12 protein-coding genes and 1 pseudogene are annotated in these 14,918 nt (G+C 68.7%); 8 read left to right on the top strand and 5 right to left on the bottom strand.

Going from position 1 to position 14,918, the window contains the following annotated elements; translation table 11 throughout:
* The first annotated feature begins 28 nt into the window (after positions 1 to 28).
* Positions 29 to 1,396 carry a sigma-54-dependent transcriptional regulator gene (locus AQ611_RS12560; RefSeq protein ID WP_059514016.1) on the top strand — a complete coding sequence of 456 codons (1,368 nt, stop codon included), beginning with the start codon at positions 29 to 31 and terminating at the stop codon, positions 1,394 to 1,396.
* Between the two features lie 559 nt (positions 1,397 to 1,955).
* Here the strand turns inward: AQ611_RS12560 and AQ611_RS12550 are convergent.
* Positions 1,956 to 2,648, bottom strand: a complete 693-nt coding sequence (locus tag AQ611_RS12550) for a PIG-L deacetylase family protein (RefSeq protein ID WP_069234710.1) — start codon at positions 2,646 to 2,648, stop codon at positions 1,956 to 1,958.
* A gap of 116 nt (positions 2,649 to 2,764) precedes the next feature.
* Between AQ611_RS12550 and AQ611_RS12545 the strand changes: the two genes are divergently transcribed.
* Positions 2,765 to 5,242 carry an ATP-binding protein gene (locus AQ611_RS12545; RefSeq protein WP_102720210.1) on the top strand — a complete coding sequence of 826 codons (2,478 nt, stop codon included), beginning with the start codon at positions 2,765 to 2,767 and terminating at the stop codon, positions 5,240 to 5,242.
* Between the two features lie 162 nt (positions 5,243 to 5,404).
* Here the strand turns inward: AQ611_RS12545 and AQ611_RS12540 are convergent, their stop codons facing one another.
* The 3 genes from AQ611_RS12540 to AQ611_RS12530 form a co-directional block, all read right to left on the bottom strand.
* Positions 5,405 to 5,893 (bottom strand): PRC-barrel domain-containing protein, encoded by a 489-nt coding sequence (locus AQ611_RS12540; protein ID WP_069234709.1) that lies wholly within the window; start codon positions 5,891 to 5,893, stop codon positions 5,405 to 5,407.
* Positions 5,894 to 5,986: 93 nt separating this feature from the next.
* Positions 5,987 to 6,418, bottom strand: a complete 432-nt coding sequence (locus AQ611_RS12535) for a CBS domain-containing protein (protein ID WP_069234708.1) — start codon at positions 6,416 to 6,418, stop codon at positions 5,987 to 5,989.
* A gap of 63 nt (positions 6,419 to 6,481) precedes the next feature.
* A complete protein-coding gene (locus tag AQ611_RS12530) occupies positions 6,482 to 6,775 on the bottom strand; it encodes a hypothetical protein (protein ID WP_069235285.1) in 294 nt (97 codons plus the stop codon).
* 308 nt (positions 6,776 to 7,083) lie between these two features.
* On the opposite strand from AQ611_RS12530, the gene AQ611_RS12525 reads away from it, so the two are divergent.
* The 5 genes and pseudogenes from AQ611_RS12525 to ligD all read left to right on the top strand — a co-directional run.
* Positions 7,084 to 7,389, top strand: coding sequence for a hypothetical protein (locus AQ611_RS12525; protein ID WP_069234707.1), 306 nt, complete (start codon positions 7,084 to 7,086; stop codon positions 7,387 to 7,389).
* Positions 7,390 to 8,746: 1,357 nt separating this feature from the next.
* Positions 8,747 to 8,908: a DUF1328 domain-containing protein gene (locus tag AQ611_RS12515; protein WP_069234705.1), complete on the top strand. Its 162-nt coding sequence runs from the start codon at positions 8,747 to 8,749 to the stop codon at positions 8,906 to 8,908.
* Positions 8,905 to 9,291, top strand: a complete 387-nt coding sequence (locus AQ611_RS12510; RefSeq protein ID WP_069234704.1) for a DUF3022 domain-containing protein — start codon at positions 8,905 to 8,907, stop codon at positions 9,289 to 9,291. Before AQ611_RS12515 ends, AQ611_RS12510 begins: the two co-directional genes overlap by 4 nt.
* Positions 9,292 to 9,357: 66 nt before the next feature.
* Complete coding sequence (gene katE, locus AQ611_RS12505; RefSeq protein WP_069234703.1) at positions 9,358 to 11,460, top strand: catalase HPII; 2,103 nt, start codon at positions 9,358 to 9,360, stop codon at positions 11,458 to 11,460.
* A 107-nt stretch (positions 11,461 to 11,567) separates the two neighbouring features.
* Positions 11,568 to 12,656 (top strand): annotated as a pseudogene (gene ligD / locus AQ611_RS12500) (non-homologous end-joining DNA ligase); the annotation flags it as partial.
* Between the two features lie 15 nt (positions 12,657 to 12,671).
* Here ligD and AQ611_RS12495 read toward each other — a convergent pair.
* On the bottom strand, positions 12,672 to 13,991 hold the full coding sequence (locus AQ611_RS12495) for a cation:proton antiporter domain-containing protein (protein WP_059514193.1): 1,320 nt from the start codon (positions 13,989 to 13,991) through the stop codon (positions 12,672 to 12,674).
* 389 nt (positions 13,992 to 14,380) lie between these two features.
* Between AQ611_RS12495 and AQ611_RS12490 the strand changes: the two genes are divergently transcribed.
* Entirely contained in the window at positions 14,381 to 14,740 is a 360-nt protein-coding gene (locus tag AQ611_RS12490; protein ID WP_069235284.1) for a DUF3022 domain-containing protein, read from the top strand.
* Positions 14,741 to 14,918 lie beyond the last annotated feature (178 nt).

The following is a 14,918-nucleotide window of genomic DNA, read 5'->3' as shown; positions in this document are numbered from 1 at the left end:
CGCGCCTGCCGCATTGCAGGAGGGTCCGATGCCCTATGTCTTGATCGTCGAAGACGATGCCGACACGCGCTCGATGCTCGCGGCGGTGGCGCAAACCCAGCAACTGTCGTGCGATACGGCGGCCACGCTGGAGCAGGCGCGCACGCTCGTCGCCGCCCATACACCCGATCTCGTGCTCTGCGATCTCGTTTTGCCGGACGGCAGCGGGATGGATTTGTTCGATGCGCTGCCCAAGCGCGCGCATTGCGAAATCGTGCTGACGACCGGGCATGCGAGCCTCGAAACCGCGATCGACGCGCTGCGCCGCGGCGCGACCGACTATCTCGTGAAACCGCTCAACATGCAGCGCCTCAACAGCATCTTTGCGCGCGTGCCGCGCACGGGCGCGCTGCACGAGGAGATCGCCGAGCTGCGCTCGGAGCTGCAGCGCCTTGGCCGCTTCGGCCGCATGCTCGGCATTTCGCCCGCGATGCAAACTGTCTACGACGCGATCGGGCGCGTCGCGCGCACCGAGGCCTCGGTGTTGCTGACGGGCGAATCGGGCACCGGCAAGGAACTGGCCGCGCAGACGATTCACGATCTGAGCCTGCGCCGCCGCGGGCCGTTCATCGCGATCAACTGCGGCGCGATTGCGGCGAATCTCGTCGAGAGCGAAATGTTCGGCCACGACCGCGGCAGCTTCACGGGCGCCGAGCGTCAGCACAAGGGTTTCTTCGAGCGCGCCGACGGCGGCACGCTGTTTCTCGACGAAATCACCGAAATGCCGCTCGAATCGCAGGTCAAGTTGCTGCGCGTGCTCGAGACCGGGCGTCTCACGCGGCTCGGTTCGATGCGCGAGATCGACGTCGATGTGCGCATCGTCGCCGCGACGAACCGGGACCCCGAGGCCGCGATAGCCGGCGGCAAGCTGCGCGAGGATCTCTATCACCGCATCAACGTGTTTCCGATCGCATTGCCGCCGCTGCGCGAGCGCGGCGATGACATCCCGATGCTCGCCGACGCATTCCTGCAGCACTACAACGCGCAGAGCGGGCGCAATCTGCGCTTTGCGCCGGCCGCGCGCGAAGCGTTGAAGGGCTATGCGTGGCCCGGCAACGTGCGCGAGCTGCGCAACTTCGTGCAGCGGGCGAGCATCTTCAGCGACGCCGACGTGATCGATTCGCTGCCTCCGCCGATCATGGAGGAACTGTCGGACATGGTGGATGCGCACGAGGAGCGCATGACCGTGCCATTCGGCACGACGTTGGAGGAAGTGGACCGACGCCTGATTCTCGGCACGATCGAGCAGTGCGGCGGTGTGCGCTCGCAGGCGGCCGAGGTGCTCGACGTGAGCCTGAAGACACTGTACAACCGGCTCGCGCAACACAAAAGCGGGGCGGACAAGCCTGATTCCTGATGTCGAGCCGATTGCGTCGTTTCTGCGTTCGCTTCGGCGCGGCGGCGTGTGTTGCCGGCGCGCAGGCGTTCGACGCTCGGCACAACGACGCGGCGTTCGCGCACGATCCATCGCAAGCCTGCAAGCGCCGGCGCGGGGCCTTCGCGCCGCAGGCGCGGCGGCCATCGCACCGTTTGCGCGCGTGGCCGGCGCGGCCATGCCGTCCCTGTCGCACGGCGGGCGGCAACGCGGCGGCGCGTTGCCGCGTCGCGCAGCGCCAGCGGCAAGTGAAGGACCGTCAATTGCTACGTTCGAACAAGCCACGCGCCGGCGCGGCACCGCACGAGCGCACGCCGCGCCGGTGGGCCGCCGAGCGGCGAAGGCGCGCGGCGGCCGCGCGCTTGCATGAGCGCCGCGTACCGCCGGGCCGCCGCTTCGGCCGGGCAGCGTGGCACGATCGGGCTGCCCGGCAGGGCGAACCGCCGTGTCGACGTAAAAGAGGGGGCGGCCGCGCGCCGCCGCGCCGGGTTGATGGCGATGATGCGCGTGTCATGCGGCGGCGCTGCGATTCACGCGGACGTCATGCGGATGCCGTGCCGCATTCGAGCCGCCAGTATGTTTCGGGTTGATGGAGGTCGACGAGCGCATGGGGCTCGAACAGCGCAATCTGACTCGCATAGCTGTCAATCGCGGCCGCCTTCGCCGTCAGGCTGTCCGCGTGGTACACCGGCGCGGCGACCGGATGCGCAATCCAGCCGCATTCGCGCCATGCCGCGATGCGTGTGGCCATCAGTCCGCGAATCCGGCGGTATGGCGCGTCTTCGAAGAATCGCCAGGTGCGCGTTTGGGCGCTGTCACGCAGCAACGACAGCGCAGCGTACTGAACCCGCACGTGATCGCGATGAAACAGGCCCGCCGGCGCGAGCACGCCGAAACCCGGATGCGCGTCGATCACCGCGCCGATGCATGCGGCAATCGACATTGTCGGGGCCGGCACGCCGTATTGATCGTCGAGAAAATCGAGCCAAACGGGCCGCGCGCCGAGCCGCGCCAATGCAAGGCGATCCTCGTCGCGGCGTGCGCGCATCGCCTCGTCGGCCGTGGCGAAACCCGCGCGCCGGTCCCACGGCGGCACAGCCGTGCCCGGCGGCGGAATGCCGGCGAACACGGTGACGACGACCGAACCGGGTGCTTGCGCGAGCCACTGCCCGCAACTGAAGACAGCATCGTCGAGATGCGGCGAGATGACGAGCCAGTGTGTCGGAGAGGTCATGGCAGGACAGCCTCGAGCGTGCGCGGACGGGTCCGCGGGCTGACCTGGCGAGCATGGGCCATGCCCGCGGGCGTTACCAGCGGCGCGCGCCTGGCAAGCGCAACGGAGGGCGTGTGATGGGTGAGGCGAACCGAACGCGGGCGGGCGATTACGTCATTGCCGTGATGATGGTCGCCATTGCGACCGTGCTGCAGGCGCTCGCGATCCGCTTCGGCGGCGTGAATCTGCCGCTGATCCTGTATTACCCGCTGCTCGCGGGCGCTGCGTGGGCGACGTCGTTCGGGTTCGGCGCGGCCGCGACCGTGGCAAGCGCGTTGCTCGTCTGGACGCTGTTCCTGTCCGACCCGTCGGCCTATACGGAGCCGTTGTCCATCCGCGTGATCCGGCTCGGCGCGTTCGTGATCATCGGCGTGCTCGTTTGCGCGGGCGCGTCGATGCTGCGTCACGCACGGCTCACGAACGAGCGGGCGCGCCGGCGCGAGGCCGCCGCGCGGGCGCGGCTCGAGGCCGTGCTGCATGCGCTGCCGCACGGCGTGATCGCGATCGACGCGCAGCGCCGGATCACGCACTTGAACGCGGCGGCGGCCGATCTCGTGGGCTGTCCGCTCGACGGCACGATCGGGCGCCCGGTGCACGACGTGCTGCGCCTATGCGACAGCGACGGCCGCAGCGTGCGCACGGCACCGCTCGATCGCGCGCTCGGTGGGGCCGCGGCGACGTGCCGGCACTGGCTGCACTCGCCGGGGCGCGGCGGCCTCGTGCCGGTGGCCGGCATCGCGTCGCCGATCGGTGGCGCGCGCGGCGATATCGACGGCGCGGTGCTGTTGCTGCACGACGAGCAGACGCAGAGCGATAGGCGCGATGCGCATCGCGGACACGGCGAACTAGGTGAGCACGGCGAGCGTGGCGAACGAAGCGCGCACGATGAGCACGATAAGCACGAGGGGTGCGAAGGACGAGAAGGACGAGAAGGACGCCAAGAGCACAAAGAACACGAAGAACACGAAGAACACGAAGAGCGGGCGCGCGCCGACGCGTCGCGATTGCCGCATGCGCTCGTCGACGCATCGCCGGACGCGATCGTCGGCATCGATCGCGAAGGCCGCATCGTCAGTTGGAATCCCGCCGCGCAACGGATGTTCGGATACGACGAGCGCGAGGCGATCGGGCGCGAACTGGATAGCTTGATCGCGATGCGCTGGTTAAAGCGCGAGCCGGCCGTCAAGACATTCGACGGCGTGCGCGGACCGCTCGATCTGCTTTGTGTCAACCGCGATGGCCGGCGGTTTCGCGTGACCGCGTCGGCGGGCCGGGTGCGCGGCGACGCGTTCGCGCGGGTGGCGCTGTCGCTTACGCTGCGCGAGACCGGTGAGCAACGGCGGCGCGATCTGCGCGCGCGGCGTTCGCTGCAAGGCGCACGCGACGCGCGCGATCAGGCGCACACGTCCAACCGCCTCAAGGACGAACTGCTCGCGACCGTATCGCACGAACTTCGCACGCCGCTGAACGTGATCTACGGCTGGGTGGAAGTGTTGCGCAATTCCGGCGACAAGACGCTGCAACAGCAAGCGATCGATGCGATCGACCGCAGCGCTCGCTCGCTGACGCGGATGGTCGGCGACATTCTCGATGCGTCGTCGCTGTCCACCGGCAAGCTGCGGCTCGACTTGATGCCGGTCGATATCGTGCGCTTGTTTTCCGATACGGTCGACGCGTTTCAGACAGCGGCAGCGGCGGCCGGCATCGCGCTGCGTTTCGATTGCACGGTCGTCGCGTGCGTCGTGTCGGGCGATGCCGAGCGGCTGCGGCAGATGTTGTCGAATCTCGTATCCAATGCGCTGAAGTTCACGCCCGGCGGCGGCACCGTGACGGTCGCGCTCGCGCGCGACGACGCGCACGCGGTGTTGCGCGTCTCCGATACGGGGCAGGGCATCGCGCCGGAATTCATGCCATACGTGTTCGACATGTTTCGCCGCGCGGACGATTCGCCGGCGTCGTCGCGGCGCGGGCTCGGCCTCGGGTTGTCGATCGTGCGTCATATAGCGCAGTTGCACTGCGGAAGCGTGGCCGTCGACAGCGAGGGCCGCAACCGCGGCGCGACGTTTACGGTGACGTTGCCGGCCAGCCCGTCGTTCGCCGGTGCGATGGCGTGGAGCGCCGCGCCGGCCGATGGCGGGCGCGATCCGCTCGCGCTGCATGCGCAGCGCGTGTTGATCGTCGATGACGATGCGACGACGCGCGCGAGCCTGACCGCGGCGCTGACGACGTTCGGCGCCACCGTGGCCATCGCGGCGTCCGGGCGCGAGGCGCTCAAGGTGGCGGCCGACATGCAGCCGAGCGTCGTGCTGTCGGATCTGGCGATGCCCGACGGCGACGGCTTCTGGCTGCTCGATGCGCTGCGGCGCGGCGCGAAGGGCAACGGCGGCGAATCGCACGAGGGGCGCGATGTGCGCGTGCTGGCCGTCACCGCGCATGCGGGCCTCGCCGACGAGCGGCGCGTTCGCGAAGCCGGTTTCGACGGCTATCTGCGCAAGCCGATCGACGTGCGTCAACTCGCGCGGGAGATCGAACGGGTCACGAAGCGAGACGGTTGAAACGTGGTGTCGAAACGCACTGCGCGGCGGGCCGCGCGCGGCCCGCCGTTGCGTGGCGGGCGGACGGCCGGTTGCGGGTGGCGCGTTTGCATTCGCGCGGGCAGGCGCGCCACGATCCCGCATGCCAGGCGCGGAATCGACGCGCCGGTGCGCGGCCGCCGGTCAGAGGCGAGTGCCGCGCCCGAGCGAGCCGCTCGGCTCCTCGGTGGGATCGGTCAGCCCGAGTTCGTCGCCGGCGGCCCAGTATGGCGCGCTGCCGTAGAACTGATGCAGCGGCTCAGCCCATTGCGGGTCGGCCATCCTGGGCCAGTGATCCTTGTCGAAGCCCGGCGCGCTGCGAATACGCTCGGACGAAACCGACAGCAGAAAACCCTTGCGTTCGGTATCGAGCGTGAGCGCGCTCCACGGAATCGCGAGCAGCTTGTCGCCGATGCCGAGCAGGCCGCCGCTGGAGAGCACCGCATACGCAATGCGGCCCGATTGCACGTCGAGCATGATGTGCTTGATCTTGCCGATGTTCTCGCCGTCGGTCGTATAGACCTTGTCGCCTTCCAGCGTGTCGGCCGCCATCACGTCGGGACCGGGGCCGGCCGCCGTCGCGGCGCCCTTGCCGATGATGCGGGTCTGGCCTTGCTGTTCGGATGTTTGCATGATCGTCCTCCTTACTGGCTGCATGAACGCGCCTGCGCGCTGAGCGGCGCGCAGGCGCACGGGTGACCGAGACGCGGGCCGCGTTGCGCTCCGTCAGGTTTGCTTGGGTTGCGACACGCCTTCGAGCGTGTTCGCCACCTCGCTGTGCGAGGCGTCCTGCGTGCGGGTCGCGATATCGGCGAGCGACAGCATGCCGACGAGTTGCTTGTCGCGATTGACCACCGGCAGCCGGCGCAATTGGGCGTTGGCCATGTAGCGCTGGATTTCGTCGATCGAATCGTCGTCGAAACACCATGCGATCGGCCCGGACGCCACTTCCTGAACCCGCGTCTCGGGCGGCTTGCCGGCCGAGACGGCCCGCACCGTGACGTCGCGGTCCGTCACCATCCCGATCAGCCGGCGGTTGTCGCACACGGGCAGTGCGCCGATGTCGTAGCGCTTCATCAGTTGGGCGGCTTGGCGGATCGAGTCGGTCGGCGCGATGCGCACGACGTCGTGCGACATGATTTCGTTGACGCGATGCATGAAGTCCTCCTTGCGTTTGGTTGGGCGAATCGCGCGCCTCCGGTTCGGCGGGCGGTGCGCCATTCAACGGGGTGGGCCGCGGCGCTCGCGGCTGTCCTGCCACGGTCCTTCGTCGTGCGTGCCCGGCGGCGTATCCGGATCGATACGCGTCGCACGCGTGGCGGCGGGCGGGTTGCCGGCCGCACCGGCGCCATCGCGCGGCGGGACGGGACGGCGTTCCGGGTGGCGCGGCTGATGCGTGCGGTGGCGCGCGCGCGTGACGCCGCGCTCGTTCGAAGGCGGCGGTTCCGTTTGCCGCTGGTCGAACGGTGCGTTGGCGTCTGAGCGGGGCGGGCTCGAGCGGGTCGAATCGTTCATCGTGATGCTCCGTGCCATGACGTCGGTGATGACGCATTTGCCGTGCCCGGTGTGTCCGCGGCACGCGGCTTGCCGCATGCCGGCGGAGTGGCGGGGATGGCGAGGGGCGGTGCAATGGCACCAAACGCGATGGAATGGCGCTAAACAGCGCGATGGCGCGAAGTGGCGCGATGGCCCCAAACAGCGCGGGGCGGGGCGCGCAACAGTGGGGGCGGTGTCGAACGGGCGGAGGCGGTGTCTGCCGAACGGCGCGCTCGTCGCGCCGCGGCGGCGCGACCGCCACGCGATGGCAAGCGGGAGGCGCAACGATGATTGCAGCGAAACAGCAGCAAAGTATTCACTACGAAGTCAACGTATGCGGCGGTGGGTTCGATTCCGTGACGCGCCGCTTCACTGCGTGGAAGCAGGAGCCGCTGATCTATCGGCCCGAGCGCCGAATGTTCGAAGGCAAGACCGACGTGCGGCCGCTCGGCGACGAGACTTTCGCCACCGCCGAATCCGCCCGGCTCGCGCTGCAGCGTGCGTGCAAGCCGCAGGACCGGTATGCGCTCGCGGCGCGGGTGCGCGACGACGGGCGCGAACTGTGGATCGTGATGGCTGCGTATGAGATCTGACGGCGCGCGATGCGGCGCGCGCCGCGCGCAAACGGCGGGGCGAATGTGCCGCGCGGCAGCGCATCGCGCCGGCGCGTGAGGTATCGGCGGGCGTTGGCCGAGCGTTTTGCCGCGAATCGCGCCGCCTGCGTCGACGTGAAGCGATGACGACGTGCTGCGCCACCGAACAAGGCGGCTCGCCTCAAGGCGGCGGTCGTATTGGCCGCATCGGTTCGCGAACCGATGCGGGGTGCCGCACCCGATGTGTTGCTGGCGGCCTTTGGCGGGCGGCACCCACGCGCCTAAAGTTTCCAGCCTTTTGTAAAAAAGAGGTCTTCGCCGAGGGCGCGGAGAGATACGGCGCAGCGACAAGCGACAAGCGACAAGCGACAAGCGACAAGCGACAAGCGACAAGCGACAAGCGACAAGCGACAAGCGACAAGCGACAAGCGACAAGCGACAAGCGACAAGCGACAAGCGACAAGCGACAAGCGACAAGCGACAAGCGACAAGCGACAAGCGACAAGCGACAAGCGACAAGCGACAAGCGACAAGCGACAAGCGACAAGCGACAAGCGACAAGCGACAAGCGACAAGCGACAAGCGACAAGCGACAAGCGACAAGCGACAAGCGACAAGCGACAAGCGACAAGCGACAAGCGACAAGCGGCTGGCACGAAAGCTGCACGGATGGCGCGATGACGAATCCCGCGAACCGTGAGGAGTCTGATCGATGCGCGTCACGCTTGCATTTCAGAGGCAACCGTATCTGCCGCGCTCACGCGCACTCTCGCGACGCGCGGCATCCTGTTTGCGCGCCACACCGTCACGAAATGCCGGCCGGCGATGAGGATTGCGCCGGCCGAGCGGCGGAGGGGCGCTGCGTGGCGAGCCCGCGCCGATGCGCACGGCACGCATTGGTTCGGCAGCGGCGAAACCGTGCCGGTGCCCTTGCCGGCCGCACGGTGTTTCGCACGGCCATCATGCAGGCGAACCCGGGCGTCTCGGAAATCAAGCCCGTCAGATGAAGCCATCTCAAGCGATGGGATGTGACGTGAAGTGACGCTTGCGGCTCGAGCGCGCCGCGCCCGGCAGCCGCCATCGGCTGCCGGGCGGCAGAACGGCAGAACGGCAGAACGGCAGAACGGCAGAACGGCAGAACGGCAGAACGGCAGAACGCAGAACCGCAGAACCGCAGAACCGCAGAACCGCAGAACCGCAGAACCGCAGAACCGCAGAACCGCAGAACCGCAGAACCGCAGAACCGCAGAACCGCAAAGCAACACGCAGCGCGAGAACCCCGCCGCCCCCCGGGCGCACAACGCCCGATCAAGCTGCCGGATCAGCGGCGGCGATCAATGTTTCCAAGGAGGAATTCATGCTTCGATACGCCCTGATCTTTTTTATCGTCGCGATCGTCGCGGCCGTGTTCGGCTTCGGCGGCATCGCGGCCGGCGCGGCCGAGATCGCGAAGATTCTGTTCTACCTGTTCGCCGTGATCTTCATCGTCACGCTGTTGCTGGGCATCGTGCGCCGATGACTGCGCCCCATGGCCGGCCGGTCTGCATCGCGGCACTCGGACCTGCGCGTGCGAGCGCATCGGCGTCGCACACGAGCGTCGCCGTGTATGCGGACGAAACGTCCGGACGGTTGACGATTCAGGTGACGTGGGTGCGCGCGTCGGCATCGGCCCGTGTGCGCGATTGCCGCTGCACGGTCGATCTGGCGTTCCAAGCCGACGCGCTTGCCCGCTATACGACGCTGGACGCGGCCGAGCGCCGGCGTGTGCGTATGCATCTGTGCAACGCGGCGTGCCGCGCCGTGGACGAGCGCCAGTGGCATGCCGACGACGCCGCGATCGAATGCCGCGTGGCGCTCGAGGTGACGGCGGCCGAATTGGACGCCGCACTGCGTTTGCGTTGACCCCCGGGCCGCGGCGCAGGTGCGTTTGCGTTGCGGCTGCCTTCCGACCCTGACGAGGAGCTTCAGATGACGAATTCCCATCGCGGCCATCCGCCGTCGAACCCCGCGCCGCAGCCCGACAGCGCGAAATCGCGTCAACTCGACACATACCGCGTGCATCCCGACGGCGAGGCATTGCGCACCAACCAGGGCGTGCGCATCGCCGATAACCAGAATACGCTGCGCGCCGGCGCGCGCGGCCCGTCGCTGCTCGAAGACTTCATCATGCGCGAGAAGATCACGCACTTCGATCACGAGCGCATTCCCGAGCGTGTCGTGCACGCGCGCGGCTCGGCCGCGCACGGCGTGTTCCGCGTGTACCGGTCGATGGCCGAATACACGAAAGCCGCGTTCCTGCAGGACCCGGCCGTGCAAACGCCCGTCTACGTGCGCTTCTCGACGGTGCAGGGGCCGCGCGGCTCGGCCGACACGGTGCGCGACGTGCGCGGCTTCGCGGTGAAGTTCTACACCGACGAGGGCAACTACGATCTCGTCGGCAACAACATGCCCGTGTTCTTCATTCAGGACGCGATCAAGTTTCCCGACTTCGTGCACGCCGTGAAACCGGAGGCGCCCAACGAAATGCCGACCGGCGCGTCCGCGCACGACACGTTCTGGGATTTCGTCTCGCTCGTGCCCGAGGCCACGCACATGGTGCTTTGGCTGATGTCCGACCGCGCGTTGCCGGCCAGCTTTCGCGCGATGGACGGCTTCGGCGTGCACACGTTCCGCTTCGTGAACGCGGCCGGTGCCGTGCGCTTCGTGAAATTCCACTGGCGGCCCGTGAACGGCGCGTATTCGCTGTTGTGGGACGAGGCGCAGCGCATCGCCGGGCACGATCCGGATTTCAACCGGCGCGATCTGTGGGAGTCGATCGAGCGGGGCGACTATCCCGAGTACGAACTCGGCGTGCAGATGATCGAGCCCGAGGACGCCGACGCGTTCGATTTCGACTTGCTCGATCCGACCAAGCTGATTCCGGAGGAGCGCGTACCGGTGCGGCCGATCGGCCGAATGACGCTGAACCGCAACCCCGACAATTTTTTCGCCGAGACCGAGCAGGTTGCGTTTCACCCCGGACACGTGGTGCCGGGCATCGATTTCACGAACGATCCGCTGCTGCAAGGGCGGCTGTTTTCCTATACGGACACCCAATTGAGCCGGCTCGGCGGGCCGAACTTCCATGAGATTCCGATCAACCGGCCGCTGTGTCCGTTCGCGAACAACCAGCGCGACGGGATGCACCGGCAGACGATCGCGGCAGGCCACGCATCTTATGAGCCGAATTCGGTCGACGGCGGCTGGCCGCGCGAGACGCCCGCGGCGGCGTCCAACGGCGGCTTCGAGACCGTGCGCGAGCGGGTCGACGGCGAAAAGCTGCGCGTGCGCAGCGAATCGTTCGCCGATCATTTCTCGCAGGCCGCGCTGTTTTACCAAAGCATGAGCGATGTCGAGCAGCGGCATATCCGCGACGCGTACAGTTTCGAACTCGGCAAGGTGACGGCGCTCGAGATTCGCGAGCGCGTGGTCAATCAGATCCTCGCGCGCTTCGACGCGGGGCTCGCCGCGCAGGTCGCCGAACGGCTGGGCCTGCCTGTGCCAAGCGCGGCGGTGACGCTGGCCGTCGCGCAGCGCTCGCCCGCGCTGAGCCTGATCGAGCGGGCGAAGCCGGGCATGCGCTCGCGCAAGATCGCGCTCGTCGCCACGCCGGGCGTGAGCCCGGCGCTCATCGAACAGGTGCGCGACGCGCTGTTGGCGCGACACGCCGTGCCGAGCGTCGTCGCGCCGACGCTCGCGCCGATCGGCCACATCGTGCCGCAGGCGAGCTTCGCAGGGATGCCGTCGGTGATGTTCGACGCCGTGTTCGTATGCGGCGGCGACGGCCGCGATCTCACGCACAGCGCCGACGCGCGCCACTTCGTGCGCGAGGCGTTCAAGCACCTGAAACCGATCGCGGCCATCGGCTCGGGGCGTCAACTGCTGAGCGCCGCGCATCTGTCCGAATCGGCGCCCGGCGTGTGCGTGGGGCAGCAGGGCGACCTCGACGCGGTGCTGCGCGCGTTCGCCGACGCGCTCGGCGAGCATCGCTCGTGGGCGCGCGAGCCGCAGGCGGCCGAACTGGATGCTTAGCGCCGCGCCGTTCGGGCGGCGCGCGATCGGAGGGCGACGGCCGAGCGTATGGGTGATGACCAACGGTGATGGCCGGACGTGATGGCCGAGCCGGCCGCGAATCGTCAGAAAAGTCGCCCGCTCGGCCCGTATCCGCAACCCGCCATTCTCAACCCGCAACGGAGGCGACGATGGGCGCTCGCCATACTTACGCAGGCCGCCGCGCTGGCGCCTCGCGCACGCAAGACGCACCCGCGCAGCGCGACCACGGCGGCCGGTCGCATCGATCGCCCGCGCGCGCTCGCGCGGCACACGACGAATCGCGGGCCGGCACGGCCGACCCTGTGCGCATCACGCATCCGCAGCGCATGCTCGATCCGCGGCATCACATCCGCAAGATCGATCTCGTGCATTACTGGCAATGGGTGGCCCCGTGGCTGCTGCCCGAGCTGGCAGGCCGGCCCGTGTCGCTCGTGCGCGCTCCGCAGGATATCGAAGGCGAATTGTTTTTCCAGCGGCATGCCGGGCGCCGCGAGATTCCATTCGTCACCCAGCATGCCGGACTCGATCCCGGCCATAGGCCGCTGCTGACGATCGATAGCGTCGAGGCGCTGCTCGGCGCCGCGCAGATGGGTGTGATCGAACTGCATACGTGGAATGCGCAGGTGCGCCGAATCGAGCGGCCCGATCGGATCGTGTTCGATCTCGATCCCGGTCCGGGGTTGCGTTGGCATGCGATGATCGAAGCCGCGCAAATCCTCCACGAACTGCTCGATGAACTCGGGCTTGCATCGTTCTGCAAGACGAGCGGCGGCAAGGGGCTGCACGTCGTCGTGCCGATCACGCGCCACACGCAGTGGGACGACGCAAGGGCGTTCGCTCGCGCGCTCGCGCGGCATGTCGCCGGCGCGCTGCCCGATCGCTTCACCGCGACGATGGGCCCGCGCCATAGGCACGGCAAGGTCTTCGTCGATTATCTGCGCAACAGCCGCGGCGCGAGCACAGTCGCGGCCTATTCGGCGCGCGCGCGGCCCGGGATGGGCGTATCGGTGCCGATCCGTTGGGACGAGGTGCCCGCGACCACGGGTGGCGCGCAATGGACGATCGGCACGTTGCGCGCGCGGCTGGACGCGCTCGCGCGCGATCCGTGGGACGGTTATGCGCATGCGCGGCGCCGCATCACCGCGAAGATGCTTGCGCGGCTCGCGCCGGCGTAATGCGATCAGCGGCAATCAGCGCCGGTGCGGCAGCCGGTGGTACCACTTCATCAGCGGCGTTGCGGACAGGCCGTGCGCGATGACCGACGCCGAGATCGCCGCGAGCGCCGGCGCCGCGAGCGGGCGCACCGCGTCGGCGGGCCCGTGTTCGAGCGCGAACAACAGGTAGTAGAACGAGCCGATCCCGCGAATGCCGAACCAAGCCATCAGGCGCCGCTGCGTGTGCGTCGCGCGCGAGCCCGCGAGCGCGAGCTGTACCGCGAGCGGCCGCACGGCAGCCAGCAGCGCGATCGCGAGCGCCGCGTTGCGCCACGTGACTAGCGGGCCGGGCAGCGTCGCGAGCACGCTGCCGACCATCGTCATCACCAGCGCTTCCGCGATCCGTTCGAGTTCGATCGTGAAGCCGAGCACGGTTTCGGCCATGAACGCATGGGCTTTGCCGGGGTGCTTTTCGGTTGCCACGACGTCCCCAGAATCGATTTGGCCGATCACCTCGCGCGGCGCACGCTCGCCGCTCGCACGGTGCTCGACGCGTCGCATCGCGACGCCTGCCGCGAACGTCGCGATGAAGCCGAACGTCTGCGCAAGCTGCGCCGCGCCGAACGACAGCACGATCAGCGCGAGCGCGAAAAAGCCTTCGAGGCCGAGCGCTTGTGCGTGCCGCGTGCGCAGCCAGCCGATCATCTTCGTTGCCGACCAGCCGAGACCGCCGCCGATCGCTGCGGCCCCGGCGATGCCCCATAGCACGGCGAGTCCGAACGCGGCCGACAGCGGCGGCAGCCCGTGCGTGGCGGCCGGCGCGCCGCACAGCGCGAGACCGGCGAGCGCGAACGGCAGCGCGATGCCGTCGTTCATGCCGCCTTCGCCCGACAGCGCGAAGCGCACCAGGTCGCGGTCGCCCGGATCGCGGACCTGCACGTCGTGCGCGAGCACGGGATCGGTCGGCGCGAGGATCGCGGCCAGCAGCAGTGCCGGGCCCCAGCCGAGCCCGAGCGCGAGCATCGCGCAGGCCGCGAGCAGCGGCACGGTGAGGGCCATGGCGAGCAAGCCGAGGCGGCATGGCACAAGCCAGAGCCGGTCTGACAGCGGCACGCGCAGCCGCAGCCCGATCGCGAACAGCGACACGAGCAGCGCGATCTCGACGACGATGCGCAGCAGGCGCGCGTCGCGTTCGATGTCGAGCCGCAGCAGTCCGATGCCGGCCGGGCCGAGCGCAGCGCCGAGCGCCAGATAGATCATGGCGGCGCTGATGGGCAGGTGCCGCAGCGCCGATGCCACGATGCCCATGCCCATCAGCACCGTGCCGACGGTCAAATACCAAAGAATTTCGTGCATGAGAACAAGCCGGGGCGGACGGGTGCGCAACGCGGCAGACTCCGGCTTCGACGTCACCGCCGCACCGCGACGCGGGCAACGCGAATGCCTCGGCCGCGCGCGTGCTGCACATCGATGAAACAACGCCGATGAATGGCCGACGAAAAGCCGCGCCGCAATGCACGTGCCGCGTGCAGCGTCCGCGTTGCCCGGTCCAGTCAGGTCCGGTCCAGCCGCGCGCCGGAATGGCATTTGCTGAAAAACGGCGCAATTCATCGGTTTTCATGAGCGGCACCGGCGTCGAGCGGCCCGGCTCGCCGGTCGGCTATCGACGCTCGCGCCGGCGCACCGGCACGGCACCGTGGCCCGCGCTTGCCGATGGGCGCGCGGCCCTCATCCAGGAGAACACCATGCAATCGAGTTTCCAGCCCCGGCTTGCACAGGCCGAGATCGACGACGGTGTGGACGACGGCGATTTCGATACGACCGTTCATCTCGATGTGGAAACAGGCAGGATCATCTTTCATGCGGCGTGGGCCGTGGCGGCCGATGCGCCGCCTGTGTCGACGCACCACTCGGTCGTGCTCACGCTCGACTGCAGCACGATGGCGCGCTACGCGGATCTCGATGACGGCGCTCGGCGCCGCGTGCACGCGATGCTGCACGAAACCGTGCAGCAAAAGCTCGAGCGCCTGCCCGAGGGGCAAGCGCAGACGCTGAGCGTCGAGCTGACCGATGCGATGCTCGATGCGGCCCGCCGTTTGCAGTGACGGGCGGCGGGCGCGGCGCGCGCTTACATGCCGTTGAAATCTTTACAGGCGCCGCGCGGCGTTGCGCGGTTGCCATCGGCGCCAAGCCGCGCCGGTTGGTTCACTTCGGGCAGCGTCACACATGCTGTTTTCGCGAGGCGCGGGATGGTGACGTGACGATGGCGGCGCGTTCCGTGCC

Origin of the sequence: Burkholderia singularis, assembly GCF_001718875.1 — a bacterium.
Taxonomy (GTDB): Bacteria; Pseudomonadota; Gammaproteobacteria; order Burkholderiales; family Burkholderiaceae; genus Burkholderia; species Burkholderia singularis.
This window is presented reverse-complemented; position numbering and strand designations above follow the sequence as displayed.

Excerpts from the sequence above, each read along its gene's own strand:
- AQ611_RS12515 (WP_069234705.1), top strand. The coding sequence starts at position 8,747 with ATGCTTCGATACGCCCTGATCTTTTTTATCGTCGCGATCGTCGCGGCC.
- AQ611_RS12525 (WP_069234707.1), top strand. The coding sequence starts at position 7,084 with ATGATTGCAGCGAAACAGCAGCAAAGTATTCACTACGAAGTCAACGTA.
- AQ611_RS12545 (WP_102720210.1), top strand. The coding sequence starts at position 2,765 with ATGGGTGAGGCGAACCGAACGCGGGCGGGCGATTACGTCATTGCCGTG.
- AQ611_RS12560 (WP_059514016.1), top strand. The coding sequence starts at position 29 with ATGCCCTATGTCTTGATCGTCGAAGACGATGCCGACACGCGCTCGATG.
- AQ611_RS12550 (WP_069234710.1), bottom strand. The coding sequence starts at position 2,648 with ATGACCTCTCCGACACACTGGCTCGTCATCTCGCCGCATCTCGACGAT.
- AQ611_RS12490 (WP_069235284.1), top strand. The coding sequence starts at position 14,381 with ATGCAATCGAGTTTCCAGCCCCGGCTTGCACAGGCCGAGATCGACGAC.
- AQ611_RS12510 (WP_069234704.1), top strand. The coding sequence starts at position 8,905 with ATGACTGCGCCCCATGGCCGGCCGGTCTGCATCGCGGCACTCGGACCT.
- katE (WP_069234703.1), top strand. The coding sequence starts at position 9,358 with ATGACGAATTCCCATCGCGGCCATCCGCCGTCGAACCCCGCGCCGCAG.
- AQ611_RS12530 (WP_069235285.1), bottom strand. The coding sequence starts at position 6,775 with ATGAACGATTCGACCCGCTCGAGCCCGCCCCGCTCAGACGCCAACGCA.
- AQ611_RS12540 (WP_069234709.1), bottom strand. The coding sequence starts at position 5,893 with ATGCAAACATCCGAACAGCAAGGCCAGACCCGCATCATCGGCAAGGGC.
- AQ611_RS12535 (WP_069234708.1), bottom strand. The coding sequence starts at position 6,418 with ATGCATCGCGTCAACGAAATCATGTCGCACGACGTCGTGCGCATCGCG.
- AQ611_RS12495 (WP_059514193.1), bottom strand. The coding sequence starts at position 13,991 with ATGCACGAAATTCTTTGGTATTTGACCGTCGGCACGGTGCTGATGGGC.